This is a genomic window from Pseudomonas sp. SO81 (assembly GCF_030374125.1).
Taxonomy (GTDB): domain Bacteria; phylum Pseudomonadota; class Gammaproteobacteria; order Pseudomonadales; family Pseudomonadaceae; genus Aquipseudomonas.
Genome location: NZ_CP126126.1, coordinates 3,812,061 through 3,838,557, shown reverse-complemented (window position 1 = coordinate 3,838,557; position 26,497 = coordinate 3,812,061). Strand labels below are relative to the sequence as shown.

30 protein-coding genes are annotated in these 26,497 nt (G+C 67.1%); 18 read left to right on the top strand and 12 right to left on the bottom strand.

The features are described 5' to 3' along the window. The first annotated feature begins 66 nt into the window (after positions 1-66). Positions 67-699 carry an isochorismate family cysteine hydrolase YcaC gene (gene ycaC / locus OH686_RS18005; RefSeq protein ID WP_289534253.1) on the top strand — a complete coding sequence of 211 codons (633 nt, stop codon included), beginning with the start codon at positions 67-69 and terminating at the stop codon, positions 697-699. Between the two features lie 76 nt (positions 700-775). Here the strand turns inward: ycaC and OH686_RS18000 are convergent, their stop codons facing one another. Beyond that, positions 776-1,171 carry a RidA family protein gene (locus OH686_RS18000; RefSeq protein ID WP_289534252.1) on the bottom strand — a complete coding sequence of 132 codons (396 nt, stop codon included), beginning with the start codon at positions 1,169-1,171 and terminating at the stop codon, positions 776-778. Between the two features lie 140 nt (positions 1,172-1,311). On the opposite strand from OH686_RS18000, the gene OH686_RS17995 reads away from it, so the two are divergent. Next, positions 1,312-2,232 carry a LysR family transcriptional regulator gene (locus OH686_RS17995; RefSeq protein ID WP_289534251.1) on the top strand — a complete coding sequence of 307 codons (921 nt, stop codon included), beginning with the start codon at positions 1,312-1,314 and terminating at the stop codon, positions 2,230-2,232. Between the two features lie 106 nt (positions 2,233-2,338). Continuing rightward, the gene (locus OH686_RS17990; protein ID WP_289534250.1) at positions 2,339-2,848 is read left to right on the top strand and encodes a ProQ/FinO family protein; all 510 of its coding nucleotides are present in this window, start codon (positions 2,339-2,341) and stop codon (positions 2,846-2,848) included. 119 nt (positions 2,849-2,967) lie between these two features. On the opposite strand, the gene OH686_RS17985 is transcribed toward OH686_RS17990, so the two are convergent. Beyond that, the gene (locus tag OH686_RS17985; RefSeq protein ID WP_289534249.1) at positions 2,968-4,395 is read right to left on the bottom strand and encodes a mechanosensitive ion channel family protein; all 1,428 of its coding nucleotides are present in this window, start codon (positions 4,393-4,395) and stop codon (positions 2,968-2,970) included. A gap of 309 nt (positions 4,396-4,704) precedes the next feature. Between OH686_RS17985 and OH686_RS17980 the strand changes: the two genes are divergently transcribed. From OH686_RS17980 to OH686_RS17955, 6 genes are all read left to right on the top strand, one after another. Then, the gene (locus OH686_RS17980) at positions 4,705-5,598 is read left to right on the top strand and encodes a LysR family transcriptional regulator (RefSeq protein ID WP_289534248.1); all 894 of its coding nucleotides are present in this window, start codon (positions 4,705-4,707) and stop codon (positions 5,596-5,598) included. After that, the gene (locus OH686_RS17975) at positions 5,595-6,500 is read left to right on the top strand and encodes a LysR substrate-binding domain-containing protein (RefSeq protein ID WP_289534247.1); all 906 of its coding nucleotides are present in this window, start codon (positions 5,595-5,597) and stop codon (positions 6,498-6,500) included. The genes OH686_RS17980 and OH686_RS17975 overlap by 4 nt, the downstream gene beginning before the upstream one ends. 168 nt (positions 6,501-6,668) lie before the next feature. Next, a complete protein-coding gene (locus OH686_RS17970) occupies positions 6,669-7,298 on the top strand; it encodes a glutathione S-transferase family protein (RefSeq protein ID WP_289534246.1) in 630 nt (209 codons plus the stop codon). A 50-nt stretch (positions 7,299-7,348) separates the two neighbouring features. Beyond that, complete coding sequence (locus OH686_RS17965) at positions 7,349-9,403, top strand: pyridoxamine 5'-phosphate oxidase family protein (RefSeq protein ID WP_289534245.1); 2,055 nt, start codon at positions 7,349-7,351, stop codon at positions 9,401-9,403. 15 nt (positions 9,404-9,418) lie between these two features. Continuing rightward, positions 9,419-9,658, top strand: coding sequence for a hypothetical protein (locus OH686_RS17960; protein ID WP_289534244.1), 240 nt, complete (start codon positions 9,419-9,421; stop codon positions 9,656-9,658). Positions 9,659-9,694: 36 nt separating this feature from the next. Then, the gene (locus tag OH686_RS17955) at positions 9,695-10,171 is read left to right on the top strand and encodes a nuclear transport factor 2 family protein (protein ID WP_137971274.1); all 477 of its coding nucleotides are present in this window, start codon (positions 9,695-9,697) and stop codon (positions 10,169-10,171) included. A 53-nt stretch (positions 10,172-10,224) separates the two neighbouring features. Here the strand turns inward: OH686_RS17955 and OH686_RS17950 are convergent, their stop codons facing one another. The 4 genes from OH686_RS17950 to OH686_RS17935 all read right to left on the bottom strand — a co-directional run bounded on the left by OH686_RS17950 (position 10,225) and on the right by OH686_RS17935 (position 14,282). Continuing rightward, the gene (locus OH686_RS17950; RefSeq protein ID WP_289534243.1) at positions 10,225-11,538 is read right to left on the bottom strand and encodes an NAD(P)/FAD-dependent oxidoreductase; all 1,314 of its coding nucleotides are present in this window, start codon (positions 11,536-11,538) and stop codon (positions 10,225-10,227) included. A gap of 450 nt (positions 11,539-11,988) precedes the next feature. Beyond that, positions 11,989-12,972 carry a hypothetical protein gene (locus OH686_RS17945; protein ID WP_289534242.1) on the bottom strand — a complete coding sequence of 328 codons (984 nt, stop codon included), beginning with the start codon at positions 12,970-12,972 and terminating at the stop codon, positions 11,989-11,991. A 214-nt stretch (positions 12,973-13,186) separates the two neighbouring features. Then, positions 13,187-13,600, bottom strand: coding sequence for an HPF/RaiA family ribosome-associated protein (locus OH686_RS17940; protein ID WP_137971271.1), 414 nt, complete (start codon positions 13,598-13,600; stop codon positions 13,187-13,189). A 265-nt stretch (positions 13,601-13,865) separates the two neighbouring features. Then, positions 13,866-14,282 carry a MerR family transcriptional regulator gene (locus tag OH686_RS17935; RefSeq protein ID WP_137971270.1) on the bottom strand — a complete coding sequence of 139 codons (417 nt, stop codon included), beginning with the start codon at positions 14,280-14,282 and terminating at the stop codon, positions 13,866-13,868. Positions 14,283-14,361: 79 nt separating this feature from the next. Between OH686_RS17935 and OH686_RS17930 the strand changes: the two genes are divergently transcribed. Then, a complete protein-coding gene (locus OH686_RS17930; RefSeq protein WP_289534241.1) occupies positions 14,362-15,594 on the top strand; it encodes an NADH:flavin oxidoreductase/NADH oxidase family protein in 1,233 nt (410 codons plus the stop codon). Here the strand turns inward: OH686_RS17930 and OH686_RS17925 are convergent. Next, positions 15,591-16,502, bottom strand: a complete 912-nt coding sequence (locus OH686_RS17925) for a LysR family transcriptional regulator (RefSeq protein ID WP_289534240.1) — start codon at positions 16,500-16,502, stop codon at positions 15,591-15,593. The genes OH686_RS17930 and OH686_RS17925 overlap by 4 nt on opposite strands. A 114-nt stretch (positions 16,503-16,616) precedes the next feature. On the opposite strand from OH686_RS17925, the gene OH686_RS17920 reads away from it, so the two are divergent. From OH686_RS17920 to OH686_RS17910, 3 genes are all read left to right on the top strand, one after another. Beyond that, on the top strand, positions 16,617-17,216 hold the full coding sequence (locus tag OH686_RS17920) for a short chain dehydrogenase (protein ID WP_137971267.1): 600 nt from the start codon (positions 16,617-16,619) through the stop codon (positions 17,214-17,216). 68 nt (positions 17,217-17,284) lie between these two features. Further along, positions 17,285-17,587 carry an I78 family peptidase inhibitor gene (locus OH686_RS17915; RefSeq protein ID WP_137971266.1) on the top strand — a complete coding sequence of 101 codons (303 nt, stop codon included), beginning with the start codon at positions 17,285-17,287 and terminating at the stop codon, positions 17,585-17,587. Further along, the gene (locus tag OH686_RS17910) at positions 17,587-18,039 is read left to right on the top strand and encodes a hypothetical protein (RefSeq protein WP_289534239.1); all 453 of its coding nucleotides are present in this window, start codon (positions 17,587-17,589) and stop codon (positions 18,037-18,039) included. Before OH686_RS17915 ends, OH686_RS17910 begins: the two co-directional genes overlap by 1 nt. On the opposite strand, the gene OH686_RS17905 is transcribed toward OH686_RS17910, so the two are convergent. Together OH686_RS17905 and OH686_RS17900 are read right to left on the bottom strand one after the other, a co-directional pair. Further along, entirely contained in the window at positions 18,015-18,323 is a 309-nt protein-coding gene (locus OH686_RS17905) for a putative quinol monooxygenase (RefSeq protein WP_289534237.1), read from the bottom strand. The two genes, OH686_RS17910 and OH686_RS17905, sit on opposite strands and share 25 nt — an antisense overlap. Positions 18,324-18,396: 73 nt before the next feature. Beyond that, a complete protein-coding gene (locus OH686_RS17900) occupies positions 18,397-19,134 on the bottom strand; it encodes an SDR family oxidoreductase (protein ID WP_289534236.1) in 738 nt (245 codons plus the stop codon). A 257-nt stretch (positions 19,135-19,391) separates the two neighbouring features. Here OH686_RS17900 and OH686_RS17895 point away from each other — a divergent pair, with 257 nt between their 5' ends. After that, complete coding sequence (locus tag OH686_RS17895) at positions 19,392-20,309, top strand: AraC family transcriptional regulator (protein WP_289534235.1); 918 nt, start codon at positions 19,392-19,394, stop codon at positions 20,307-20,309. 9 nt (positions 20,310-20,318) lie between these two features. On the opposite strand, the gene OH686_RS17890 is transcribed toward OH686_RS17895, so the two are convergent. Further along, positions 20,319-21,203: a pseudouridine synthase gene (locus OH686_RS17890; protein ID WP_289539030.1), complete on the bottom strand. Its 885-nt coding sequence runs from the start codon at positions 21,201-21,203 to the stop codon at positions 20,319-20,321. 112 nt (positions 21,204-21,315) lie between these two features. Between OH686_RS17890 and OH686_RS17885 the strand changes: the two genes are divergently transcribed. Together OH686_RS17885 and OH686_RS17880 are read left to right on the top strand one after the other, a co-directional pair. Then, positions 21,316-21,720 (top strand): GFA family protein, encoded by a 405-nt coding sequence (locus tag OH686_RS17885; protein ID WP_289534234.1) that lies wholly within the window; start codon positions 21,316-21,318, stop codon positions 21,718-21,720. 80 nt (positions 21,721-21,800) lie between these two features. Then, entirely contained in the window at positions 21,801-22,493 is a 693-nt protein-coding gene (locus OH686_RS17880; protein WP_289534233.1) for an aspartate/glutamate racemase family protein, read from the top strand. Here the strand turns inward: OH686_RS17880 and OH686_RS17875 are convergent. Continuing rightward, the gene (locus OH686_RS17875; RefSeq protein WP_289534232.1) at positions 22,490-24,079 is read right to left on the bottom strand and encodes a sensor domain-containing diguanylate cyclase; all 1,590 of its coding nucleotides are present in this window, start codon (positions 24,077-24,079) and stop codon (positions 22,490-22,492) included. The two genes, OH686_RS17880 and OH686_RS17875, sit on opposite strands and share 4 nt — an antisense overlap. A gap of 490 nt (positions 24,080-24,569) precedes the next feature. Here OH686_RS17875 and OH686_RS17870 point away from each other — a divergent pair, with 490 nt between their 5' ends. After that, on the top strand, positions 24,570-25,826 hold the full coding sequence (locus OH686_RS17870) for an NAD(P)/FAD-dependent oxidoreductase (protein ID WP_289534231.1): 1,257 nt from the start codon (positions 24,570-24,572) through the stop codon (positions 25,824-25,826). A 34-nt stretch (positions 25,827-25,860) separates the two neighbouring features. Here OH686_RS17870 and OH686_RS17865 read toward each other — a convergent pair whose 3' ends face one another. Beyond that, positions 25,861-26,025, bottom strand: coding sequence for a rubredoxin (locus OH686_RS17865; protein ID WP_289534230.1), 165 nt, complete (start codon positions 26,023-26,025; stop codon positions 25,861-25,863). Positions 26,026-26,279: 254 nt separating this feature from the next. On the opposite strand from OH686_RS17865, the gene OH686_RS17860 reads away from it, so the two are divergent. After that, positions 26,280-26,474, top strand: a complete 195-nt coding sequence (locus OH686_RS17860) for a hypothetical protein (RefSeq protein ID WP_289534229.1) — start codon at positions 26,280-26,282, stop codon at positions 26,472-26,474. Positions 26,475-26,497: the final 23 nt, after the last annotated feature.

Here is a 26,497-nt window from a genome sequence, read left to right as displayed (position 1 = left end):
GCACAGCAACACCCCAACACACCCGCCGGCTCATTCGGCATCAACTGCAAAGCGAGGAACGCAACCATGACTACTTCTTTCAAATACAACCGTCTGGACAAAGATAACGCCGCCGTTCTGCTGGTCGACCATCAGGCCGGTCTGCTCTCCCTGGTGCGCGACATCGAGCCGGACAAGTTCAAGAACAACGTCCTGGCCCTGGCCGACCTCGCCAAATTCTTCAACCTGCCGACCATCCTCACCACCAGCTTCGAAACCGGTCCCAACGGCCCGCTGGTTCCCGAGCTGAAAGAGATGTTCCCGGACGCGCCTTACATTGCCCGCCCCGGCCAGATCAACGCCTGGGACAACGAGGACTTCGTCAAGGCGATCAAGGCCACCGGCAAGAAGCAGCTGATCATCGCGGGTGTGGTCACCGAGGTGTGCGTGGCGTTCCCGGCCCTGTCGGCCATCGAGGAAGGCTTCGAGGTGTTCGTGGTCACCGATGCCTCCGGCACCTTCAACCAGATCACCCGCGATTCCGCCTGGAGCCGCATGACCCAGGCCGGCGCGCAGCTGATGAACTGGTTCGCCGTGGCCTGCGAGCTGCACCGCGACTGGCGCAACGACGTGGAAGGCCTGGCTAAGATCTGCTCCGACCACATCCCGGACTACCGCAACCTGATCACCAGCTACAGCGCCCTGACCGCGGCCAAGTGAGCCACCCATAAACAAAAACCGGAGCCCGTATGGGCTCCGGTTTTTGCGTTGGACTCAACCTGCGCAGGCAGCGCATCTATCGCGGCAGCTTGGCGATCACCTTGATCTCGAAGTCGAAGCCGGACAACCAGGTCACACCGATGGCGGTGACCGTCGGGTAAGGCGCTTCGCCCCAGTACTCGGCGGCTACCTCCCAGATGGTCTCGAACTTCGAGTCGGGATCGACCATGAAGATGGTCGTGTCGACCACATCGTCGAAGCTGCTGCCGGCCTCGGCCAGGATCGCATTTAGATTGGCAAAGGCCAGGCGCACCTGCGCGGCGAGGTCCGGCTCGGCCGAGCCATCCTTGCGGCTGCCTACCTGGCCGGACACGAACAGGAAACCGTTGGAGCGAATCGCCGGCGAGTAGCGGTGCAGCTCGTACAGGGCGTGGCGGTCAGGGGGGAAAACGACATCACGTTTGCTGCTCATGGCATACCTCCAGTGGGGCCATCGCGGCCCGCTGTTGACGATGGAGCCACTGTAGGAAGGCCGCCGGCCTGGATAAACGAGCAACTCTGGTCATGACTGTTTGTAGAATCCAAACTATCCAGACCCGAGTGAGACGTGAGATGGACCGTTTCAATGCGATGCAGGCCTTCGCCCGAGTGGTGGAAACCGGCAGTTTCACCAAGGCGGCCGCCACCCTGAACATGAGCAAGACCAGCGTGACCCAGCTCGTCCAGCAACTGGAGGCCAGGCTGCGCGTGCGCCTGCTCAATCGCACGACTCGCAAGGTCAACGTCACCGCCGATGGCGCGGTCTATTACGAGCGCGTCGTCAGTCTGCTGGCCGATCTGGACGACGCCGAGACCAGCCTGTCCAGCGCCTCGATGGCGCCGCGCGGGCGGCTGCGGGTGGACGTGCCCAGCCCGCTGGCGCGCATGCTGCTGATACCGGCCCTGCCCGGCTTCTACGCACGCTACCCGGAAATCCAGCTGACGATGGGCGTGAGCGATCGCATCGTCGACATCATCGGGGAGAACGTCGACTGCGTGGTGCGTGGCGGCGAGATCACCGACCAATCCCTGGTGGCGCGGCATGTGGGCGACCTGCAACTCGGTATCTATGCGGCGCCAAGCTACCTGCAGCGCGCCGGCCGGCCAGCGCACCCGCGCGAGCTGGAAGAGGGTCGCCACACAACCGTCGGCTACCTCTGGTTTCGCACGGGCAAGGCCCTGCCCATTGCGATGCAGCGTGGCGAGGAACGCATCGAGGCCCAGGGGCGCGCGCTTCTGACGGTCGACGACGGCAATGCCTATCTCGCCGCCGGTCTCGCCGGCCTGGGCATGCTCTGGTTGCCGCACTACATGGCCAGGCCGCACCTGGCCAGCGGCGAGCTGCTGCCGCTGTTCGAGGATTGGCACATGGCGCCGATGCCCATGTATCTGGCATTTCCGCCGAACCGCCATGTCAGCGCCAAGCTGCGAGTGTTCATCGACTGGGTAGTGGAGCTGCTGGCCGAGCATGCACCGACGACAGGGCGAAATTGATGCCGCGATCACGTCACTGGTCGAGTCGCCGACTGATTAGCCTGCTTCAAACGACGGCATGGGATAACCTTGCGTCTCGAACCAACCATGAGCCGTGAATTGAACGATGGGTTTTGAGCAACTAGCTGAGCTACGTGACCGCCTGCGGGCCGAAAAAGAGCAGGTGAAGACCGAGAGCACGAAACCGCGCAGGCGGAAGCCCTCCCAGCCAACCAAGCCTCGCGAGCAGGATCCTGCGGTGGAGGCGATCTGGCGATTGCAGATGCACTTCCCCCTGGCCTTCCCGGTCAATCCGGCGCCCAAGGTGCCGCTCAAGGAAGGTATTCTCAAGGATGCCGAGCAGCACCTGGAGCTGCTCGGCATCACCGCCGAACAGCTCAAACTGGGCCTCGCCACCTGGTGCCGGGGCAGCCGCTACTGGGCCAGCATGACGGAGAACGCACCGCGCCTGGACCTGCAAGGTCAGGCAGTTGGCACGGTGACGGCGACTCAGGCGCAGCATGCGAAGCAACAGGCCAAGCGGCAGCGCATGCAGGCACGGCGTAATCAGTCGAAGCCGAAGGAACCTACCCGGGATCCCGCCGCCGACACCGCGGCGGAACAGGCCGCGGAGTAATCCGCTCGCGCTCGATATCGAATCGCTCCATCAGACCCAGTCACTGGCAAGCAGCGAATAGGGCTGCTTGCCATCGCTGCCGATGGAGCGAGAGGTGATAGTGCGGCGATTCGACGGCATCAAGAGCGCTGCAGCCAGCTGAGGAATTTGCCCTTCTTGATCGTCACCGGCTTCTGCTCCAGCAGCGAGGCACTGGCCTGCTGACGGAAGCTCTGCAACTTGGCCAGCGCGCTGCCGACTTCGCTGCGTTGCTCCAGGCAGGCCTGCAGCGCTTCCTTGTCGAGACGGTAGAGCACCCCCGAACTGAGCGCGGTGAAGCGCGCCTCGGACGGCGTGCCGAAGGTAACGCCCTGTTCACCCATGACCTCGCCGGGGCCCATGCGTCCGGCCTCGATCACTTCGCTGCCATTGGGCACGGCGGCCGATATGACGCCGGTGCCGATCAGCAGCAACTGCTCGCTGACTTCGCCGACCTCCAGCACCACCTGGCCCTTGCTGAAGGTCTGCGGCACCAGCAGTTCGGCCAGGCGATCCTTGTCCTCGGCATCCAGCGTGCGGAAGATCTTCACGTCGTCGAGCAGCGCGCGCTGGCGGCTGCGCGGCGCATCGTCATGCTCGGTGCCACGCAGAATGCCAGCGGCCTGCAGATGCCGGTGAGCGAGGTCGAACAACTGATTGCGCACCTCGCTCGAGCTGCTGCCGGCGGCCACGAAGGCACTCATTTCATACTCCACCATGCTCAGGTCGGAGCTCTTGACCGACACCTTCGGCCTGGGCTTCTGCAGCAGCGCACTGACACCCTGCAGGGCGCGGTTGAGGGCGTCGAGCACCAGGATGGGTCGCACCTGCACCGGCACGCCGATGCTCAGTTTGACGTTCTCGATATCGGTGGAACGATTGAGGTTGAGAACCTTGGTCTTGGCGGCCACCGAGTTGGGAATCACCACGGTGCTGCCCTGGCTGGTGCGCAGGTGAGTGGCGCGCCAGTCGATCTCGATCACCTTGCCTTCGATGCCGTCGATCGAGACCCAGTCATCCAGGCGATAGGGTTTGGTGGTGTTCAGCACGATGCCGGAGAACACGTCGCCCAGGGTGTTCTGCAGGGCCAAGCCGATGACGATGGCGACCACCCCGGAGGTGGCCAGCAGGCCCTTGACCGGCAGCTGCATGATGTAGGCCGCCGCCGCGACTATGGCCGCGAGGAAGATCACCGCCCCCAGCACATCCTGCAGCAGGCGCCCGGTGTGGCCGCTGCGCGGCATCAGCAGCACGCCGAGCACCACGGTCAGGGTGCGCGCAAAGAGCAGCCACCAGGCGATACCCAATGCGGAGCCGAGCATGCTCAGCGCCGGCTCGCTCCACGGCGGCGGCTGCAGCGGGCTCATCCCGGCGCTGACGATGGCCAGGCTGTAGGCGATGAAGATCCCCAGGCGCAGCAGCACCCTTAAGACCTTGGCCTCGGCCGGCAACAGACGCCAGCACGCGAGGTCGGCGAGCAGCAGGCCGACGCCGATGGTGAGTGGGTGTTGGGCGATCAGTGCAAGCATGGCGGGTTCCACGGCAGGAAAGGGAACAGGCACCAAGCATGACTGGATTGCCGGCAAAGATGAATGGGACTGCGGCCACATCTTCGGCCGGCTCCCGACGCCAACCGAGGCTGAAGCGGCCATCCAGAAGCGGGCTCGCCGGTCGACCTGGGGGCTGCTGCACGCCTAGCGCTGCGCAGCGCCGCCACGCCGCACCGGCATACAGCTGACAGCCATCTGCCCGGACCATTAGGCTACTGTCAGGCGCCGCACCGATGGCGGCCCCATCCACTCGGCAAACTGGCGGTGAGCGTGGACAGGTTTCAGGAAATGAAAGTGCTGCTGGCCGTCACGGAAGCGCAGAGCTTTGCCGGTGGCGCCAAGCTGCTGGGCATGTCGCCACCGAGCGTGACCCGGGCGATTGCGGCGCTGGAGAACCGCCTCGGCACCCTGCTGCTGGCACGCAGCACCCGCAGCCTGCGCCTGACCGAAGCCGGCCGGCGCTATGTGGAAGACTGCCGGCGCATCCTGCTCGAACTGGAAGAGGCCGAAGAACTCGCCGCGGGCGCCAGCGTGCGGGTGCGCGGCACCCTGACGGTCACCGCGCCGGTGATGTTCGGCGAGCTGCATGTGATCCCGCTGATCAGCAGCTTCCTCGCCGAGCACGCGGAGCTGAACATCAACGCGCTGCTGGTGGATCGCCCGGTCAACATGGCCGAGGAAGGCGTGGACGTGGCCATCCGCATCGGTCGCCTGCCGGAGGGCGACTACCACGCGCTGAAGGTGGGCGAAGTGCGCTCGGTGATCTGCGCATCGCCCGGTTACCTGGACCAGGTGTCCAGGCCGCAAACCCCGGACGACCTGCTGACGGCGCAGATCATCATGACCTCCGCCAGTGCCGCGATGACCCAATGGCAACTGATGGGCCCCGGCGGCCCAATGACCCTGCCCCTGAAACCCCGCCTGACCGTCAGCTCCAACCAGGCGGCGATCCGTGCGGCAAGCCTGGGCGGCGGCTTCACCCGCGTGCTCTCGTATCAGGTGGCCGAAGCCCTGGGCAAGGGCGAGCTGGAGCTGGTGCTGGAAGACTTCGGCACGCCACCGCTGCCGATTCATGTGGTCTCTCTCGGCTCGCGGCCATCGGCCAAGGTGCGCAGCTTCGTCGATTACTGCGTGGCGCGTTTTCGACAGAACCCCGCGCTGAACGCCGCCACCGCCTCATGAACCGCTTTCGCGAAATGCAGGTGTTCCTCGCCGTGGCCGAGGCTGGCAGCCTGGCCGCGGCGGCGCGCGCCTTGGGTTTGTCCACCGCCACCGTCATGCGCACCCTCGCCACGCTGGAGGCACGCCTGAATGCCACCCTGTTGCTGCGCGGTGCACGGGGCACGGGCCTGAGCCCGGCCGGCACGCTGTTCGCCGCCAGCTGCCGGCAGATTCTCGAGGGTGTGGAGCAGGCCGAACGCTCCGCGATTGGCCAGCACGCGCGACCTGCCGGGCAACTGACGCTCTCGGCACCGCTGCTGATGAGCCATCGGGTGCTCACTCCTGTGGTGCTGGATTATCTGGCGGCGTTTCCCGAAGTCAGCATCGTCACCGAAAACCGCGAAGACCTGCCGCGCCTGGTGGAGGATGGCATCGACGTGGCGCTGGTGGTGGGCCACCTGCCGGACTCCAGCGGCTTCGCCGTTGCCGTCGGCGCCGTGGCGCCCATCGTGTGTGCGGCGCCGGCCTACCTGCAGCAGTGGGGCCGGCCGCTGAGCCCGGACGATCTCCACGCCCACCAGACCATCGCGGCCAGCAGCACCGGCCATGTGGTCGAGTGGCGTTTTCGCGGGGAGCACGGCGTGCGCCTGGTCCGCCCTGCCCCGCGCCTGAATTGCACCACCCAGCAGGCGGCGATCCGCGCGGCCACCACCGGCCTGGGCCTGGTGCGCTGCATGAGCCATGAGGTCCACCACGAGCTGCAGACCGGCCTGCTGGTGCCGGTCCTGAACGACTTCTCCCTGCCCAGTATCCCCGCTCACCTGATCTACCGTGAAGGCCGCCGCGCCGCTGCGCGCACGCGTACCTTCATCGACTTCAGCGTACCGCTGCTGCGCGCCCATCCCGCCCTGCGGCAAGCCTGACGCCCTGCAACAGCGAACCTGCCGCGCCTGCACAATTTCATAAAACGCAATTATCGATTGCGTTTTTTGGCGATTCCGCCACCGAGTGCATTGACTCAATCTACAGCCATCGACGCGAACCCAACCCACGCTTCGGTCTCGACCACCCTCACTCAAGGAATCACCGCCATGTCCCGCGCCCCGATCAAGCTCTACCATTTCCCGCTGTCCGGCCACGCTCACCGTGTCCAGCTGATGCTGTCGCTGCTGCAGCTGCCCACCGAGCTGGTCTTCGTCGACCTGGCCAAGGGCGAGCACAAGCAGGAGCGTTTCCTGGCCATCAACCCCTTCGGCCAGGTGCCGGCGATCGACGACAACGGCGTGATCCTCAGCGACTCCAACGCCATCCTGGTGTACCTGGCCAAGCAGTACGGCGAGGGCCGCTGGCTGTCCGAGGAGCCGGCTGCCGCAGCCCGGGTGCAGCGCTGGTTGTCGGTGGCTGCCGGGCAGCTCGCCTTCGGCCCGGCAGCGGCCCGCCTGGTCACCGTATTCGGCGCCAAGTTCAACGCCGAAGAAGTGATCAACCGCGCCCATGCCCTGCTCACCCTGATGGAAGGTGAACTCGATGCCGTGCCCTTCCTGACCGGCTCGGCGCCGACCATCGCCGATGTCGCCAACTACAGTTACATCGCCCATGCCCCGGAAGGAAACGTGTCGCTGGAGGCCTACCCGAACGTGCGGGCCTGGCTGCAACGCATCGAAGCACTGCCCGGTTTCGTGGCCATGCCGCGTACCGCTGCGGGCCTGCAAGCCAACTGAGTGTCGACCTGGCTGCCGGGCTTCCCGGCAGCCCTCTCAAGGAGCGCGTCATGGACCATCTGCCCAAGCACCGCAAATCGCCCTGGCACGCCGGCGAACGCCAGCTGCAGGAAAGCGTGCACGCCATCGAACGCATGGAAGTGATCGGGCAGAAGGTCATCCGCGACTACATGCCCGACCAGCACCGCGAGTTCTACCAGCAGCTGCCGTTCATGGTGGTCGGCGCAGTGGATACCGAGGGCCGCCCCTGGGCCACTCTGCTCGAGGGGCAGGAAGGCTTCGTCACCTCGGCCGACCCGCAGCACCTGTTCCTCGCCACTCAGCCCGACTCGCAAGACCCGGCCGCCGCCGGACTGCAGGCGGGCAACGCCATCGGCATGCTCGGCATCGAGCTGCATACGCGCCGGCGCAATCGCATCAACGGCGTGATCCAGCAGGCCTCGGCCGCAGGCTTCGCCGTGGAGGTCGAACACTCCTACGGCAACTGCCCCAAGTACATCCAGGAACGCTCCTACACCCGCGTCACCGCGCCGGCCGGCAGCCTGCCGCCGCGCCAGGACTTCACCGGCCTGGACGACTACAGCAGCGCGCTGATCCGCGCCGCCGACACCTTCTTCATCGCCAGCTACGTCGAACATGACGACCATAGCCGCTCGGTGGACGTCTCCCACCGCGGCGGCCGTGCCGGTTTCGTCAGGGTCGAAGGCAACCGCCTGACCATTCCCGACTACGCCGGCAATCTGTTCTTCAACACCCTGGGCAACCTGCAGACCAACCCGGTCGCCGGCCTGCTGTTCGTCGACTTCGCCACGGGCGACGTGCTGCAACTCAGCGGGCGCACCGAGCTGCTGCTCGACAGCCCGCTGACCAAGTCCTTCGAGGGCGCCGAACGGCTGTGGACGGTCGAGGTCGAGCACGTGGTGCTGCGCCCGGCTGCCGTGGGCATTCGCTGGCAGTTTCACGACTACGCGCCGACCAGCCTGGCCACCGGCACCTGGGCGGAAACCGAAGAGCGCGTGCGCCAGTACGAGCAGCGCCGGCAATGGCAGCAATGGCGCGTGGCGCGGGTGCAGCAGGAGAGCAGCGACATCCGCTCGCTGTTCCTCGCCCCGCTGGACAACGCCAGCGTGCCTTTCGCCGCCGGCCAGCACCTGCCGATGCGGCTGCAGGCCAGCGACGAGGCCCTGGTCAGGACCTACACCGTCTCCAGCGCGCCGTCCGACGGGCATATCCGCATCAGCGTGAAACTGCAGGGCAAGGCCTCGCGCCACCTGCACGAGAACGTCCAGGTCGGCGACCTGCTGGAGGTGCGCGCACCGCTGGGCAGCTTCACCCTGGTCGATGAAACCGAACGGCCGGTGGTGCTGATCGGCGCCGGCGTCGGCATCACCCCGATGGTGTCCATGGCCCGCGAGCTGGTGGCGCAGAACCGCCAGCACCAGCGCGCACGGCATATCCATCTGTTCCACAGCGCCCGTAGCCTGGCCGAGTTGCCCTTCCGCGAGGAGCTGAGCGCGCTGCAGCAACAGGCGGACGGACTGCTGCATATCCACCGCGCCCTGAGCAGCCCCGGCGCCGAGGCGCAGCTCGACCGCGATTACCAGCTGGCCGGCCGCCTGAGCTTCGCCCAGGTCAAGGCGCGCCTGCCGCTGGACGACTACGACTTCTACCTGTGCGGTCCCAGCAGTTTCCTGCAGGACATGTACGACGGCCTGCGCGGTATCAACATCCCCGACCAGCGCATCCACGCCGAGGCCTTCGGCCCCTCTGCCTTGCGCCGTTCACAAAGCGAGCAGCCGCCGAGCCTGGAGCAGCCGCCGGCGGCCACGGTGCCGGTACCGGTGTACTTCTCCGCCTCGGCCACCGAGGCGCGCTGGAAGCCCGACAGCGGCAGCCTGCTGGAGCTGGCCGAAAGCCGTGGCCTGAGCCCCGAGTTCAGCTGCCGGGGCGGCTCGTGCGGCACCTGCGCCGCCAGGCTGGTCAGCGGCGCCGTGCACTACCCCAATCCGCCGGCGCAGTTGCCGGACGGCGACAAGGTGCTGATCTGCTGCGCCGTGCCGGCGCAGACCGACGACAGCCCGCAACCCCTGGTGCTGGATATCTGACGAGGAGGCCGCGAGATGAACAGAAGCGATTTGCGCAGTTGGGAAATGCAGCCGTCCGTGCAGTGGCACGACGCGCCCACCTCTTCGTCGCTAAACCATGACGCCATGGAGTGGGAGGCGAATCTGCTGCTGCCACAGATGGCCGCGGCGCTGGAATACCCCTGCTCCGCCGCATCGGCCAACCGCCTGCTCAGCCTATGGCGCGCACTGCGCACCGGCATTCGTCAGCCAGTCGCCGGCGCCGCGCGCCACTGAACGCCCCCAATTCCCTTCGCCAACAGGAGCAAGCCCATGTCCACGCCCGAAATCCGCCAGCCGGTGCCGCCCTTCACCCGCGAGACCGCCATCCTCAAAGTGCGCATGGCCGAGGATGGCTGGAACAGCCGCGATGCGGCCAAGGTGGCACTGGCCTATACCCCCGATACCAAATGGCGCAATCGTGCGGAATTCGCCAGCAGCCGCGCCGAGGCGCAGGCGTTCCTCACCCGCAAGTGGAACAAGGAGCTGGAGTACCGCCTGATCAAGGAGCTGTGGGCCTTCAGCGAAAACCGCATCGCCGTGCGCTACGCCTACGAATGGCATGACGACTCCGGCAACTGGTTCCGCTCCTACGGCAACGAGAACTGGGAGTTCGCCGACAACGGCCTGATGGCCCACCGCTTCGCCTGCATCAACGACCTGCCCATCAGCGAGGCCGAGCGCAAGTTCCGCTGGCCGCTGGGCCGGCGTCCGGATGACCATCCGGGGCTGTCGGAGCTGGGCCTGTAACGACGCCAGGCGACCCGCTTCCGGGTGGAGGCGGGCCTGCCCAGACGGCGCTATCAGCGCAGCTTTTCCATCATCTGGTAGTACCACATGCCGGCAGCCAGCATCGGGTTGCCGAACACATCGCCCATCGGCACCTTGATGTGCTTGCAGGCGGCGAAGGTGTCGTAGTGGCCGAGGGTGCCGGTCAGGGCGTTGGCCATGATCTCACCCATGATGTGGGTGGTGGCGATGCCGTGGCCGGAGTAGCCCTGGCAGTACCAGACGTTCTGCGACAGCTTGCCCAGTTGCGGGATGCGGTTCATCACGATGCCCATGGCGCAGCTCCACTGGAACTCGATCTCCACGCCCTTGAGCTGCGGGAAGGTGCGCTCGATGCAAGGGCGCAGCTCGGCGGCGATATCGCGCGAGTCGCGGCCCGAGTAGTTGGCGCCACCGCCGAACAGCAGGCGGCCGTCGTTGGTCATGCGGTAGTAGTCGAGCACGAAGCGGCAGTCGTACACGGCCAGGGTCTGCGGGTTGAGCTCCTTGGCCAGCTCACCCAGCGGCGCGGTGGTGACGATGCCGCCCATGGCCGGGAAGATCATGCCTTTGAGCTGCTTGCGCGCCAGCTTGTGGTAGACGTCGCCGGCCAGCAGCACCTGCTTGGCGTCGATGCGGCCCTGGGCGGTGATCACCGCCGGGTTGGCGCCCTGGACGATGTCCAGCACCTCGGAGTGTTCGAAGATCAGCGCGCCCAGGCTCGCGGCGGCCTTGGCCTCGCCGATGCACAGATTCAGGGGATGCAGGTGCATATTGCGGGTGTTCTTGATCGCACCCAGGTAGATATCGGTTGCCAGGTGCTCGCGCACGCCGGCGGCGTCCAGCAGGCTCACGTCGTCGCCCATGCCGCGCTCGATGGCCTCGGCGTAGGAGGCGCGCAGCTCGTCCATGTGCGAGGGCTTCATCGCCGCATGCAGGTGGCCGTGACGCAGGTCGCACTGGATGCCGTACTTGGCCACGCGGTTCTTGATGATCTCGTGGCCGCGCCAGCGCAGGTGCCAAATGAAGTCGTCGACTTCCTCGCCCAGGGTGTTGCGCATCTGCTTGCGCATGGCCGCATCGCCCGACAGGCTGCCGGTGACCTGGCCGCCGTTGCGCCCGGTGGCGCCCCAGCCGATCTTGTTGGTCTCGACTATGGCTACCTTGAGGCCGCGCTCGGCCAACTCCACCGCAGTGGCGACGCCGGTGAAGCCGCCGCCGATGATGGCGACGTCGACGCTGACCTGGCCCTGCAGGGTCGGGTAGTTGGTCTCCTCGTTCAACGTGGCGCTGTAGTAGGACTTGGCCCGCTCGGCGGCGGCGATCACGGGTTGGGTGGCGGCGTTCATCGTTGCTTTCCTCTGGGCCGCCCCATCGCGCGGGTCGGCTGTTGTTGTTCTGTATCGGGTGCTGGTCAGGCGCCGGTTCGTCTTGTCATCAGTTGGCGGTATGCGCGCAGCAATCGAGCGGGACGCATCGCTGCCCAGGGCGTGGAAAAAACGCGTGGTTCGGCAGATGAAGTTTGCAAACCAGGGCGTCCGCGCACGGGCGCGGGGCAGCGCTCAAGGGGCGAGCGGGCCATCCGGTGGGCGGGCGTGGCGGCAGTGCCACAGGGCCCAGAAGGCGAGGATTTCCGGGAGCAGCGCGTCAGTGCCGTCGGCCCTGCACGGGCAAGGACTGGACGCGAGGCTGGAACGGCGGCTGGGCGAACTCATGAAGGCGAGACTCGCACGGCGGTTAATCCGGGTTAAATCCGATTCTTTGCACGCTCAGTTCATCCATCACTAAACAATTTCGGCTCACGGCTGATACTGAAACGGCCGGCCCAGGCCCTCCTCGATCTGCCCGGAGAGGTACCAGACGCCGGCCAGCACCCCGCGGTCCGGGCTGCTCAGCAGCGCCCTGGTTTCCTGGTCGAGCGCCACCGCCAGGCTCTGGCGTAGCTGCGCCTCGCTCTCCGGGCGGTCGGCGTCACGGCTGATCAGGGTGAAGAGGGTCGCGCCCAGGGACAGCGCCGTACCGGCGACCCTGCCAACCATGGCGGCCACCGCGCTGACCGCGCCGCTGGTGGTCATCTCGTCGACCAGGCGCTCGCTGGTGCGCTGGGCCACCAGGGAGATGCCGGGGTCGGCCGACCAGTCGCCGCCGGGCACGGCGCCCACCCGTTCGAGCAGCGCGGCATAGGCCGGCAGGCGCTCCAGCGGGTCGGCGTGGATCAGCTGGTAGAGGCTGGCGCCCGGTTCGCCGGAGATCACCGGCAGCGCGGCCAGGCGCTGGTCGAACTGCTCCTGAGGCACGCCGTGGCGCCCGGGGATGCTCCGCAGGCGCATGTCCAGCAGGCGCACATAGAGGCGAGTGGACCCATGCAGGATGCGCTCCGGTGAAACCTCCTCGGCCACCGGCTCGAGCACCAGCTCCTGATACTCCTCCTGCAGGTAGGCGGCCAGGCGCCGCACCGTGGGGTCGTCCTCGTCGGCGCCGAGCTTGTACCAGGACACCTTGAAGCTCAGCCACTGCTGGGTCCAGTAGCCGTAGAACCAGGGAATGAACTCCTCGTCGGTCTGCCGCTGCACCAGTGCCAGCCAGCGCTGCATGGCCTCCAGCGCGTGCTGGCGAGCCTGATCCTCGGCACTGCGCGAGGCGGCGGCGATGTCCTGGTCGACCTGGCGCCAGGTGCTCGCGGAGACATGCACGGGCGGGTCGCTGGCGCAGCCGACCAGCAACCCGGCCAGCAGCGGGATGCACAGGCGCCGGCGCGCGGCGACCAGCCATGCGGTGCTCATGTGATATCGCCTGCCCGCCGCTGCGGCGAGCCACCCTTCCCTTTCCCGGCAGTCGCGGGTGAAGCCCCGCTACCCGCCCGGCCCCCGCTCCAACGGAACGTCCAGCACGCCCGACCCTGGTGGTTTCAGTATAGGAGCCGGCGCCTCGGCGAAGCGCAGAAACGACAACCGCCCGAGAGGGCGGTTGTATTGATCGCGGCAATGGGTGCGCGGGTTATTCGCGTTGCAGTTCTTCCTGCTTGGCCAGGAATTCCTCTTCGAGCAGGGCATCGGTGAGCAACACGTCGCCGGCTTCGACGAAGCGGCCGGTGGAGAGGGGCTTGCCTTCCAGACGCCCGGTCAGGTGCTCCAGGGCGTGGCGCATCTTCTCGGCGGCGCCGTCGATGGCCAGGCCCATGGCCTCGGCCTTGTGCGTCACGGAGATGGGCTGATGGCCCTTGGGCCGGGCCTCGATCTGGCATCGCTTGTCGTCGCCGCCCGACTTGTGCGCGTTCTCGTCGCTGATATGGACGACCACCCGGGTCAGCAGCTCGTCGAAATGTTCGAGCCTGTCCATCACCTCCGCGCTAACCCATTCCTGAAGCCGAGCACTACCTTCGATCTGATTGGTGCGAACTTGAACTTGCATGGGGCTTCCTCGTTTTCCTGGGGTGTTCCGAGGTACTGCGGCTGCGGGGTCAGGCGGGTGAAGCATCTCCTCTGGTGTGCCTGCGAAGCGCCGTGCGCCGACCATCGGCGCACCACTCCCCTTGCTGGGCCACACAACTTCGAATGGACCGGCGGCATCCACCACGGTCCGAATGAATCTCTGGCTCCAGTCTTACTACAGGCGCTGCCGGCGAGCAAATCCAGTATGTCGCATCCCCGCCGCACGAGTATTGCAGCAGATTGCGCTAGTCGGCCTGCCGCGCCTTGCGCAGGCTGGCCATCATGCGCTCGGCGTTCTCGTTGCACAGCATGCCTTCGGGCTTGTTCTCGATATCGGCGATGGTGGCCAGCAGCTGCGCCTTGTTCTGCGCCAGGCGCGCCTGCATCGCCTCGATTTCCTCGACCTTGCGCTTGAGCGCGGCGAGCAGTTCGTCGTGGGGCCAGCTCTGCGCCACCGGGTCGGGCAGCAGGCGGCGGATCTCCTCCAGGCTGAAGCCGGACTGCTGGGCGCGGGTGATCACCGCCAGGATCTGCTCGGTCTGCGCCGGATACTCGCGATAGCCGTTGGCCTGGCGCTGGGCGGCGATCAGCCCGCTGGCCTCGTAGAAGCGGATGCGCGAGGCCGCCAGGCCGGTGCGCTTGGCCAGTTCGCCGATCTTCATGGAAATGCTCCGAGGGGTATTGACCTTGAAGTTCACTTTAATCTTAGGCTTCGCCCATCGTCCACCGGGAGAACCCTTCATGAGCCCCTTCCAGCCCCTGCAACTGCCCAACGGCACCCGCATTCCCAACCGCATCGCCAAGGCCGCCATGGAAGAGAACATGGCCAGCATCGACCAGGGTCCTTCCGCCGAACTGCTGCGCCTGTACCGGGCCTGGGCCGAGGGGGGCGCCGGCTTGCTGCTGACCGGCAACGTGATGATCGACCGCCACGCCATGACCGGTCCCGGCGGCGTGGTGCTGGAAGACGACAGCCTGCTGCAGCGCTTCCGCGAATGGGCCCAGGTCGGCCGCTCCCATGGCGCGCAGTTCTGGATGCAGCTCAACCATCCGGGCCGGCAGATGCAGGCCAACCTCGGTCAGCCGACCGTGGCGCCCTCCGCCGTGGCCCTGGAGCTGGGCAGTTTCTCCAAGATGTTCTCGCTGCCCAAGGCGCTGGACGACGCGGAGATCGGTGAGCTGATCCAGCGTTTCGCCCGCTCCGCCGAGCTGGCCGAACGCGCCGGCTTCAGCGGCGTGCAGGTTCACGCCGCCCACGGCTACCTGCTCAGCCAGTTCCTCTCGCCGCTGTCCAACCAGCGCACGGACCGCTGGGGCGGGCCGCTGGAGAACCGTGCCCGCCTGCTGCTGGAAGTGGTCAAGGCCGTGCGCGCGCGCGTTGCGCCGGGCTTCTGCGTGGCGGTCAAACTCAACTCGGCGGACTTCCAGCGCGGCGGCTTCGACGCCGCCGACGCCAAGCGCGTGGTGGAGATGCTCAACGAGCTGGACGTCGACCTGGTCGAGCTGTCCGGCGGCAGCTACGAGGCGCCGGCCATGCAGGGCGACGCCCGCGACGGCCGCACCCTGGCGCGCGAGGCCTACTTCCTCGAGTTCGCCAGCGAGATCGCCGCGGTGGCGCGCATGCCGGTGATGGTCACCGGCGGCATCCGTCGCCTGCCGGTGGTGGAGAAGGTGCTGGAGAGTGGCGTGGCCATGGCCGGCATCGCCACCGCCCTGGCCATCGACCCGGCGCTGCCCGAGCACTGGCGCCAGGGCCGCGAGCGTCGCGTCGAGCTGGCGCCGATCGCCTGGAAGCGCAAGGCCCTGGCCTCGCTGGCCTATATGGCGGCGGTGAAGTTCCAGCTGCGCCGTCTCAGCCAGGGCCACCAGCCCAACCCGGACGTGTCGCCACTGCGCGCCCTGATCGGCGAGCAGCTGCGTATCGCCCGCCGCGCCCGCCAATACAAGCGCTGGATCGCCAGCCGCGCCGGCTAGCGCAGGCCGTCCAGGGCCTGGCGGCTGCGCTCGAACCAGCCCAGCAGGTAGTCCGCCAGGGCCTGGGTGCGGCGCGGCAGGCTGCCCTGCCAGGGATGCACGAGGAACACCGGCGTGCTGCGGGTCTGATGATCGCGCAACAGCCACACCAGGCGGCCGTCGGCCAGCTCGTCCTGCACCATGTAGGACGGCAGGCGCGCCACCCCGGCGCCGCTCAGCGCCGCCTTTTTCAAAAGGCTGTAGTGGTTGCTGGCCAGGTTGCCGGATACCCGCACCCGCTCCAGCTGATGCTGACGGTGGTACAGCCATTCCTCGAAACCGCTGTAGTGGGTGTTCAGCAGGCACCGGTGCGCGCCCAGCTCGGCCGGCGTCTGCGGCTTGCCGTGGCGCGCTAGATAGGCCGGCGCGGCGCAGGTGATCTCCTGCAGGGCGAACAGCGGCTTGGCCACCAGGCGCTCGTCCGGACTTACGCCGGAGCGGATGGCCAGGTCGAAGCCGTCCGCCACCAGGTCGCGGTAGACATTGGCCAGGTCCAGCTCGACCCGCACCTGCGGATAGCGGCTGGCGAAGTCCAGCAGCAGCGCGTCGAAGAAGGTCTCGCCGAGGGACACCGGCACGGTCAGGCGCACCGTGCCACTGACCTCCTCCTGCAGGCTGCGCACCACCTGGCGCGCGCGCTGGGCCTGGGTCTGCAGCGCCTGGGCCTCGGGCAGCAGCGCCGCGCCGGCGGCGGTCAGGTGCAGCCGGCGTGTGGTGCGGTGCAGCAGCTGGCTGCCGAGGCTGCGTTCCAGGCCGCTGATGCGCTTGGACAGCTGTCCCTTGCTGCAGCCCAGGCGCTCGGCGGCGGCGGTGAAGCTGCCGGCCTCCACCAGCAGGGCGAAGGCGGCCAGGTCTTCCAGTTCGCTCATGGCGCGGCGCTCATTGTTTCCTGATGAGAACCAAAGGTTTCACATTGCCCGGATTATTGGCAACAGCGCAGCGCCTAAGCTGGCCCCGTCACTCAACCAGTACGGAGCCACTCCATGAAAATCATCCTGATCGGCGCCAGCGGCACCATCGGCCGCGCCATCGACCACGAACTCAAGGACCGTCACCAGATCGTCCGCGTCGGCCGCAACAGCGGCGAGCTCCAGGTGGACATCACCGACCCGGCCTCGATCCGCCGCCTGTTCGAGCAGACCGGCCGCTTCGATGCCCTGATCAGCGCCGCCGGCAACGGCCACTTCGGCCCGCTGGAAGAACTCACCGCCAAGGAATTCGCCGTGGGCCTGGACGACAAGCTGATGGGCCAGGTCAACCTGGTGCTGATCGGCCGTGAGTTCGCCAACGACGGCGCCTCTTTCACCCTCACCTCCGGCGTGCTCAGCGAAGACCCGATCCGCTTCGGCAGCGCCCTGAGCATGGTCAACGCGGCGGTCGACGGCTTCGTCCGCGGCGCAGCCATCGAGCTGCCGCGCGGCCTGCGCATCAACAGCGTGAGCCCGACCGTGCTGGAGGAGTCCTTGCCCAGCTACGGCCCCTACTTCCGCGGCTTCAAGGCGGTACCGGCGGCCAGCGTGGCGCTGGCCTACGCCAAGAGCGCGGAAGGCCGGCAGACCGGGCAGGTCTATCGCGTACTGTGATCCCGGCGGTTGCCTGAGCGTGCCAGCGGTGGCACCGTGGTGGGGTGTTTCAGACAAGGACGCCCCTCATGACCCGATCACTGCAACTCTCCGCCCTGCTCGCCTGCGCGCTGCTGGCCGCCTGTTCCTCCAGCCCGGACAAGCCGGCCGCCGCGAGCAAGGGCGATGGCCGCTGCAACGCCGAGGCGGTGCAACATCTGGTGGACCAGCGCATCACCACCGAGATGGCCGAGGAAGCCCGCGCAGAAGCCGGCGCCGAGCACCTGCGGGTGACCCAGCCGAACCAGCCGGTGACCATGGACTACAACCCGCAGCGCCTGAACATCGACATCGACGAAGACGACACCATCATCCGCCTGAGCTGCGGCTGATGCGTGCGCTGCTCTGCGCTCTGCTCGCCACCTGCGTGGTCGGCCAGGCCACGGCGCTGGGCCGGGAAGTCGGCTACGGCGAGGCCCGCGAGCACTTCGCCAGCCTGCGCCAGGTGCTCGACTGCGGCAGCTGGAAGATTGGCGAGAACCATGGCGACCTGCGCCTGCTGCGCTACTCGCAATACGGCCAGGACCTGATCTTCGTCGACCGCATCGCCCCGGATCAGACGGGTGCGCTGTGGCGGGTGGAACAGGGCTACGGCTTCGCCGAGATCAACAACGACCACGCCGAACTGAGCTTCGCCCGGCTCAGCTGCTCCAGCGATGGCGCCACCCGGGTGACGTTGGAAGGCCTGGCCGAGAATGGCCACGAGCAGAGCGACTGGCAGATCCGCATCGACCTGAACCTCGAAAGCGGCACTTACCGCTACGACGCCAGTCCCGCCGAATAACCCTCGACGCGCATCTCCATGCGCCGGATCAGGCCGCTTTCCACCAGGCGGCCGAGCAGCTGCATGTGCGGCAGTTGCAGATGCGCCTCCAAGGCCTTCTCGGAAGCCCACTGCCCGCACAGCTGCCACTCCTCAGGGCACTGCTGGTCGTGCAGCAGCTCGCAACCCTGGCAGGCGGCATCGCGCCGGGCCCGCAGCAACAATTCGCACAGACGCAGGCCGAGCTCCTCGCCGCGGCCTTCCCGGGCCTGGAAGCGCACCAGGCTGGTGATTGCTTGATTCATTGCATGTCTCCCGCAAGAGCCGCCCCTGCGGGGCGGCGTATCGTTGCAGACGGGCCGTCTCGGACAGACCCTCTCAATAGGCGCTGGAGGTGGGGCGGATCACCAGTTCGCTGACATCCACCGCGGCCGGCTGGCCGATGGCATAGGCGATCGCTTCGGCGATGGCGCCGGCCGGAATCGCGTCGCGGCGGAACTCGCGGATCATCTCCAGGGTGGCGCCATCGGAGATGGTCTCGGCCAGGTCCGACTCGGTGACGCCGGGCGAGACCACGGTGACGCGGATATCGGCGCCCACTTCCTGGCGCAGCGCCTCGGACAGCGACACCACCGCCGCCTTGGTCGCGCAGTACACGGCGCCGGTGGCGATCGGCTTGTAGGCGCCGATGGAGGCGACGTTGATGATCTGCCCGGCGCGGCGCTGCTGCATGCTGGGCAGCACGGCGGCGATGCCGTGCAGCACGCCGCGGATATTGACGTCGATCATGCGATTCCACTCGCCGATCTTCAGCGCCGCCATGGGCGACAGCGGCATCACCCCGGCGTTGTTGACCAGCACATCGACCCGGCCGAAACGCTCCAGGGCCAAGTCGACCAGGGCCTGCACATCCTCCTCGCGGACCACGTCGGTGACGCGGTACTCGGCCGTGCCGCCCTGGTTGCGGATATCCGCGGCCAATGCCTCCAGGCGCTCGCTGCGGCGGGCGCCGAGTACGACGCGGGCGCCCTGGCTGGCCAGCAGGCGGGCGGTGGCTTCGCCGATGCCACTGCTGGCACCGGTGATGACGATGACTTTCTCTGCGATCTGCGACATGAGCTATTCCTCGGCAAGCGGCGCGGAAGTGGCGCCGGGACGAGGCAGAGATTGCGCGCCGGAATAGGCGGGACGTTAGCTGGAAACTGCCGACGACTTGCCTGATCCTGCAAACCATCCACAATCAGGCACTGCGCTTAGCAGACTATGAAAAGTCGGCTTGCCCAAACCTGCCGTGCTCTTGCCTGATCCTGCCGATGCCAGCCGAACCGCCACACGGTGCGGTTATGCTTGCGGCAACCGAGGAGACCCGCCCCATGCCCAACGTCGAGAATGCCGAACAGAACCTGGAAGGCCAGCGCCGCGAGCTGGCCGGCCTGATTGCCCAATACTGTGACGGTGAGGGTGTGGTCGAGACGGCGATCCCCGGCCTGGCGCTGTACCGCACCACCGAGCCGTCGCCCATCGTCCATACCCTGTACCGCCCGGCCCTGTGCATCATGGCCCAGGGGCAGAAGGTGGTGCGCCTGGAGGGCGAGGTGTACTGCTACGACCCGCTGCATTACCTGGTGGCCTCGGTGACCCTGCCGGTGACCGGCGAAGTCACGGTGGCCGCGGTGGAGCAGCCGTACCTGAGCCTGCGCCTGGATATCGACACGGCCGAGCTGGCCAACCTGATCGCCAGCGCCGGGCCCATCGGCGTGCCCAACCAGGGCAGCGGCCGCGGCCTGCATGTCGACCGCCTCGACGCCCCGCTGCTGGACGCCGTGCTGCGCCTGGTGCGCCTGCTCGACAATCCACGCGACATCGCCATGCTCGCCCCGCTGGTACAGCGCGAGATCCTCTACCGCCTGCTGCACAGCCGCCAGGGCCAGCTGTTGCGCGACATCGCCACGGCGGATAGCCAGGCGCATCGGGTCAACCGCGCCATCGAGTGGCTCAACCAGCACTACGGCGAGCCGCTGCGCATCGAGGAACTGGCCAAGGTGGCCAACCTCAGCACCTCTACCCTGCACCACCGCTTCAAGGCTCTGACCGCCATGAGCCCGCTGCAATACCAGAAGCAGCTGCGCCTGCAGGAGGCACGACGCCTGATGCTGTGCGAGAACCTGGATGTGTCGAGTGCCGGCTACCGGGTCGGCTACGAGAGCCCGTCGCAGTTCAGCCGCGAATACAGCCGCCTGTTCGGCGAGCCGCCGATGCGCGATCTGGCTCGGTTGCGCAACGCGGTCTGAAACTTCGCCCTACCAATCCAGTTCGATAGCGCTCTCGAAGCGCCGCGCCTCACCGCTCAGCGGGTCGGCGAACTCCAGGCTGTGGGCCAGCAGCTTGAGCGGCCGCTCGAAGTCGTCCACGCCCTTCTCGTCGTTGAGCTGCGGATAGAAGGTGTCGTTGCAGATCGGCGCGCCCAGCGCGGCCATGTGCACGCGCAACTGGTGCTGCTTGCCGGTGACCGGGAACAGCCGGTAACGCCAGAGCTCGCCGTTGCGCTCCAGTACTTCCAGCAGGGTCTCGCTGTTCGGCGCACCGTCCACCTCGCACATGCGGAAGAACGGCTCGCCCTTCTCCAGGCGGCTGTGTCGACGCAGCGGGAACTGGTGCTGCGGCAGCGCCGGGGCGATGGCCTGGTAGCGCTTGTCGATGCGCCGCTCGCGGAACAGCGCCTGATAGGCGCCGCGGCTGGCCGGCTCGGCGGAGAACAGCACCAGCCCGGCGGTATGCCGGTCGATGCGGTGCAGCGGCGCCAGGTGCGGGTTGCCGGTCTCGCGCACCAGGCGGGTGAGCAGGGTTTCCTCGGCGTAGTCGCCGGCCGGCATCACCGGCAGGAAGTGCGGCTTGTCCGCCACCAGCAGGTGCTGGTCCTGGTAGACGATCCGGGCCTGGAACGGGATCTTCCGCTCGTTCTCGATCTCGCGGAAATACTGCACCCGCAGTGCCTCGCGGTACGCCGCCTCGGGGCCCAGCGGGCGATCCTGGTCGTCCAGCACCAGGCCGCGGGCCATGCGCTGCAGCCAGGTATCGCGGGAAATCTGCGGGAAGCGCGCACACAGGCAGTCGAGCACGGTCGGCCAGTTGCCGGCCGGCAGGTGCAGGTAGCTGGGGCGGACGTTGAGCGGACGCGAGGACATGGCAGGGAGCTTGGCGACGAGGCTGCGCATTATTCCTCAGACCGGGGAAAAACGCCGCCCCACTCGTCTGCGCCGACTAGGCTGTTGGGCGATATCACAGGGAGGCTCCACCATGCTCAAGACCTATCACGGCAGTTGCCATTGCCAGCAGGTGCGCTTCAGCGCGCAGATCGACCTGGCCAACGGCACCGGCAAGTGCAACTGCAGTTTCTGCGTCAAGGCGCGCAACTGGAGCGTGCTGATCAAGCCCGAGGCCCTGCAGCTGGAGAGCGGCGAGGATGCACTGAGCGGCTACCAGTTCAACACCTTCAGCACCCATCACCTGTTCTGCAAGCACTGCGGCATCCGCGTGTTCAGCCGCGGCAACATACCGGAGATCGGCGGAGCCTTCGCCTCGGTGAGCCTGGCCAGCCTGGACGACCTCAGCCCGGACGAGCTGCTGGCCGCCCCGGTGCACTACGCCGACGGCCTGCACAACAACTGGATGGAGACGCCCGCCGATATCCGCCATCTGTAGGGCTTGATCCGCGCGCCGCTGTAGCTGCCGGGACCGGCCATGGCGGCGCAGGATAGTCCCTCGATATCCGAGGAGCCCTCATGAAGACCATAGGCCTGATCGGCGGCATGAGCTGGGAGTCCACCCTGCCCTACTACCGCCACATCAACGAAGCAATCAAGGCACGCCTGGGCGGCCTGCATTCGGCGCGACTGGTGCTGTACAGCGTGGACTTCCATGAGATCGAGCAACTGCAGCGCAGCGGCGACTGGCAGCGCGCCGGCGAGTTGCTGGGCGAGGCGGCTGCGGCGCTGGAGCGGGCCGGCGCGGAGTTCCTGGTGCTCTGTACCAACACCATGCACAAGGTCACCGACGCCATCGAGCAGGCGGTGAGCATCCCGCTGCTGCATATCGCCGACCCGACCGCCACCGCGATCCGCACTGCGGGGCTGCAGCGGGTCGGCCTGCTCGGCACCCGCTTCACCATGGAGCAGCCGTTCTACCGCGAACGCCTGGAGAGCCGGCACGGCATCCAGGTGCTGGTGCCGGACGAGGCCGATCGCCAGCTGGTGCACCGGGTGATCTACGAGGAGCTGTGCCTAGGAACGGTGCGCGAGACCTCGCGCCAGGCCTATCGCGAGGTGATCGCCCGGCTGGTGGCGCAAGGCGCACAGGCGGTGATCCTCGGCTGCACCGAGATCGGCCTGCTGGTAGGGGATACGGATGCCGCGGTACCGCTGTTCGACACCACCCTGTTGCATGCGCGGGCGGCGGCCGACCAGGCGCTGGGCTAGCCGATCAGCTGCTCGACCATGCCGTCGTACAGCACCACGCGGTCGCGGCCGGCGGCCTTGGCCGCGTACAGCGCCTTGTCGGCGCCCTGGATCAGGCGCTCCGGCCCGGTCTCCGCCGCCATGTTGGGGGTCGGCTGGCAGACGTTGACCCCGGCGCTCAGGCTCAGCCGGCGCCAGGGCGAGCCGGCATGCGCGACGCCAAGCTCCTCCAGGGCCACGCGCGCCTGCTCGGCGACCTGCAACGCGCCCTGGGCATCGGTCTCCGGTAGCAGCAGGCAGAACTCCTCGCCGCCATAGCGCACCGCCAGATCCGCCGGGCGCTTCTGCCCGCCACGGATCACCTCGGCCACGGCGCGCAGGCATTCGTCGCCGGCGGAATGGCCGTAGATATCGTTGTACTGCTTGAAGTAGTCGACATCGAACATCACCAGCGCCAGCGGCTTCTGGCTGCGCGCGGCGCGGGCGAACTCGTCGCTGAGTGCGCGGATGAAGCGGCGGCGGTTGGCCAGGCGGGTCAGCTCGTCCTCCAGAGCCTGCTGCTCCAGGCGCCGGTTGAAGGCGCGCAGGGCGTCGCGGGTGGCCATCAGCTCGATCTCGGTCTTCTGGCCCTGCTTGATCAGGCGCAGCAGGTAGAAGCCGAACAGCGCCAAGAGCGCGGCGAGCAGCATCACCACCACCAACTGGCGCGAGGTGTCGGCGCGCCAGTCGGCGAGGATGTCCTGCTCGGCCAGGGCGGCGATCACCACCAGCGGATAGCCCTGGATCTGCCGGTAGCTGAACATGCGCTCCACGCCATCGATCACCGACGGCAGCATGGCGGTGCCGGTGGGGCTCTGCGGCAGCAGGCTCTTGAAGATCTGCCCGCCGGCGATGCTGGCGCCGATCAGGTCCTCGCGGTAGGGGTTGCGCACCAGCAGGGTGCCGTCGTTGAGCACCAGGTTGATGCTGCCGTGTTCGCGGATATCGAAGGTGGCATAGAACTGGCGGAAGAAGTCGACGGATATGGTGGCCAGGGCCACGCCGACGAAGTTGCCCTGGGCATCCTCCACCCGCCGCGACAGCGGGATGATCCAGTCGCCGGTGGTACGGCTGCGCACCGGCTTGCCGACATGGGCGCCGTGGTCGTCCGGGTACTGGCGGTGATAGCGGAAGTACTCGCGGTCGGCATTGTTGGCGCCCGGCGGCACCTCGCCGAAGGAGTTGACCAGCCAGTTGCCGTCGCGGTCGTAGGCGAACAGGCCGTGTAGCTCCGGCTGCTCATAGACGTGCTGGCGCATCAGGCCCTCCAGACGCTGCAGCTGCTGCGGCTGCATGCCGTCCACCTGCAGGCGCTCGACCAGGTCGAGCAGCACGGTATCGGCCTTTTTCAGGGTATCGCTGGCCTGGCGCGCCAGGGCGGAGGCCAGGTTGGAAGTCTCGATCTCGGCCTCGCGCAGCTGTACCTGGCGGGCGTTCCACATCAACCAACCATCGGTGGCCACCAGCGACACACAGACCAGTATCACGAAGACCCTGGCCAGCGGCACCAGGGTCGGCCCCCGCCACCAACGGTGATCCGCGCTATCCGTATTTGCGTTCTGACTCATCGAATCCTGCTGCCTTCAGCCACTCTGCTTCAGATATAGAAAAGCCCGGATCGGGTCAATAAAAAGACGCCGTAATAGATGCAGCGAGGACCCACTGCGGCGCCGGCAAAGCCCTGGGCCACAACCCATGGTAGGCGAAGAACAGCGACCGACGCCGCAGTGATGGTGGAGAGCGAAGCGGCGAATTCAGCTCGCCGTGGCCGACTCCACGCCGATCAGCGCGGCCGCCCTGGCGCTGGGTGGCGACCTTTACCGTCGGCCCGCCGAGGCGGATGAGCCCGGCCTGAGCCAGAACAGCGGCGCCGCGCGCCAGCTTAGCGGCTGCGGTGCAGCTTCTTTTTTTCTTCGTGCGGCCCCTGACCGCAATAAACAGTGGCCATGCTGCCACAGGCACTGCGACAACGGCATGGCGATTGGCATCTTCGGCCGGGACTTGGGCTGCGCGGATGCATACACTAGCGACCAGTTTTCCTTCTGCAGAGAGCCCACCATGACCGACGCTGCATCCTCCATCGCCATCATCATCGGTGCCGGCCACGCCGGCGGCGAACTGGCCATCGCCCTGCGCAACGAGGGCTGGGAGGGCCGCATCCTGCTGCTCGGCGAGGAGGCGCACCTGCCCTACCACCGCCCGCCGCTGTCCAAGGCCTACCTGGCCGGCAGCGTGGAGAAGAGCAGCCTGTCGATCCGTCCGCAGCTGGCCTACGACAAGGCCAACGTGGAGTTCTTCGGCGGTGTGCGGGTGGTGCGCATCGACCGCGCCAACAAGCGCCTGGAACTGGCCGACGGCAAGCAGCTGGCCTACGACAAGCTGGCCATCGCCACCGGCGGCCGCCCGCGCCCGCTGAGCGTACCGAATGCCGCAGCCGCCGAGCGCTGCGCCAACTTCCATTACCTGCGCACCCTCGACGACGTCGAGCTGATCCGCGCGCAGATGGCTGCCGGCAAGCGCCTGGCCATCGTCGGTGGCGGCTATATCGGCCTGGAGGTGGCGGCCGCCGCCGTCGCCCAGGGCCTGCAGGTCACCGTGCTGGAGGCGCTGCCGCGGGTGCTGCAGCGGGTCACCGCCGCCGAGCTGTCGGCCTACTACAAGCGCAAGCACCGCGAGGCCGGCGTGGACATCCGCACCAACGTGCAGGTGGCCGATCTGGAGGTGACTGGCGAGGCGGTCAGCGCGGTGATCTGCGCCGACGGCAGCCACCTGGAGACCGACCTGGTGGTGGTCGGCATCGGCCTGATCGCCAACACCGAGCTGGCCGCCGAGGCCGGCCTGGAAGTGGACAACGGCATCCTGGTTAACGAATACGCGCAGACCAGCGATCCGGACATCTTTGCCGCCGGCGACTGCACCAACCACCCCAACCCGCTGCTCGGTCGCCGCCTGCGCCTGGAGTCGGTGCCCAACGCCCTGGAGCAGTCGCGTGTGGCCGCCGCCGGCATGGCCGGTAAGCTCAAGGCCTACGCCTCGGTGCCGTGGTTCTGGTCCGACCAGTACGAACTGAAGCTGAAGATGGTCGGCCTATCGGAAGGCTTCGAACGCCTGGTGCTGCGCGGCGAGCCGCAGACCGACAGCTTCAGCGCCTTCTATCTCAAGGACGGCAAGGTCCTGGCCGCCGACACGGTCAACCGCCCGCAGGACTTTATCGCCGCCAAGCGCCTGGTGGCCGAAGGCATCGCCGTGACGGCCGAGCAACTGGCCGACGACAGCAAGCCGCTGAAGGAGCTGCTGCCGGTACCGGCGGCGTAAGGATCGTCACTACTGCAGATGGGCCGCGGCCCGGTCATAGCTCGACCATTGCGAAGTCGGCCTTGGCCGCACCGCAGTCGGGACAAAGCCAGTCCGCCGGAACGTCCTCCCAGCGGGTTCCCGGCTCGATGCCCTCGTCCGGCCAGCCCAAGGCCTCGTCATAGATGAAGCCGCAGATGACGCATTGCCACTTTTTCATATCGCTCTCCGCCCCCACACACCATTCAGCATAGGAAGTGCTGCATAGGTAGTTTGTCGAAGAGCAACTTGCCTAAGCGGTCAGATTTACTGAACTCACCGTGCGACGCGGCTTCCAATAATTGTGGTGAGTACTTACGAGCATGGAAACGAAAGTACCGATCGCTATAATTGCATCAGCTTTTTCTTAACAAACTTCGATATAAATACCGGTTAAAGGCCGGTTATGGCCTTCTATTTCAACTTGGTGAATATGTGACGAAAGACGAACTGCGCGCCGAACTGGAGCGTCAGGCGCAACGTTACAAGGATGTTTATGGCGGCGAGGTGATTACCTACGCGGCCCAACCGGACCCCGAGCGCAAGCCCTGGCGCAAGAAACAGAGCCTGCTGGATCAGGCGTTCCAACAGGAACTGCAGAAGATCGAGCAGGCCCGCGAAGCCGAATAGACGATAGCCGCCGTTCCAACCAG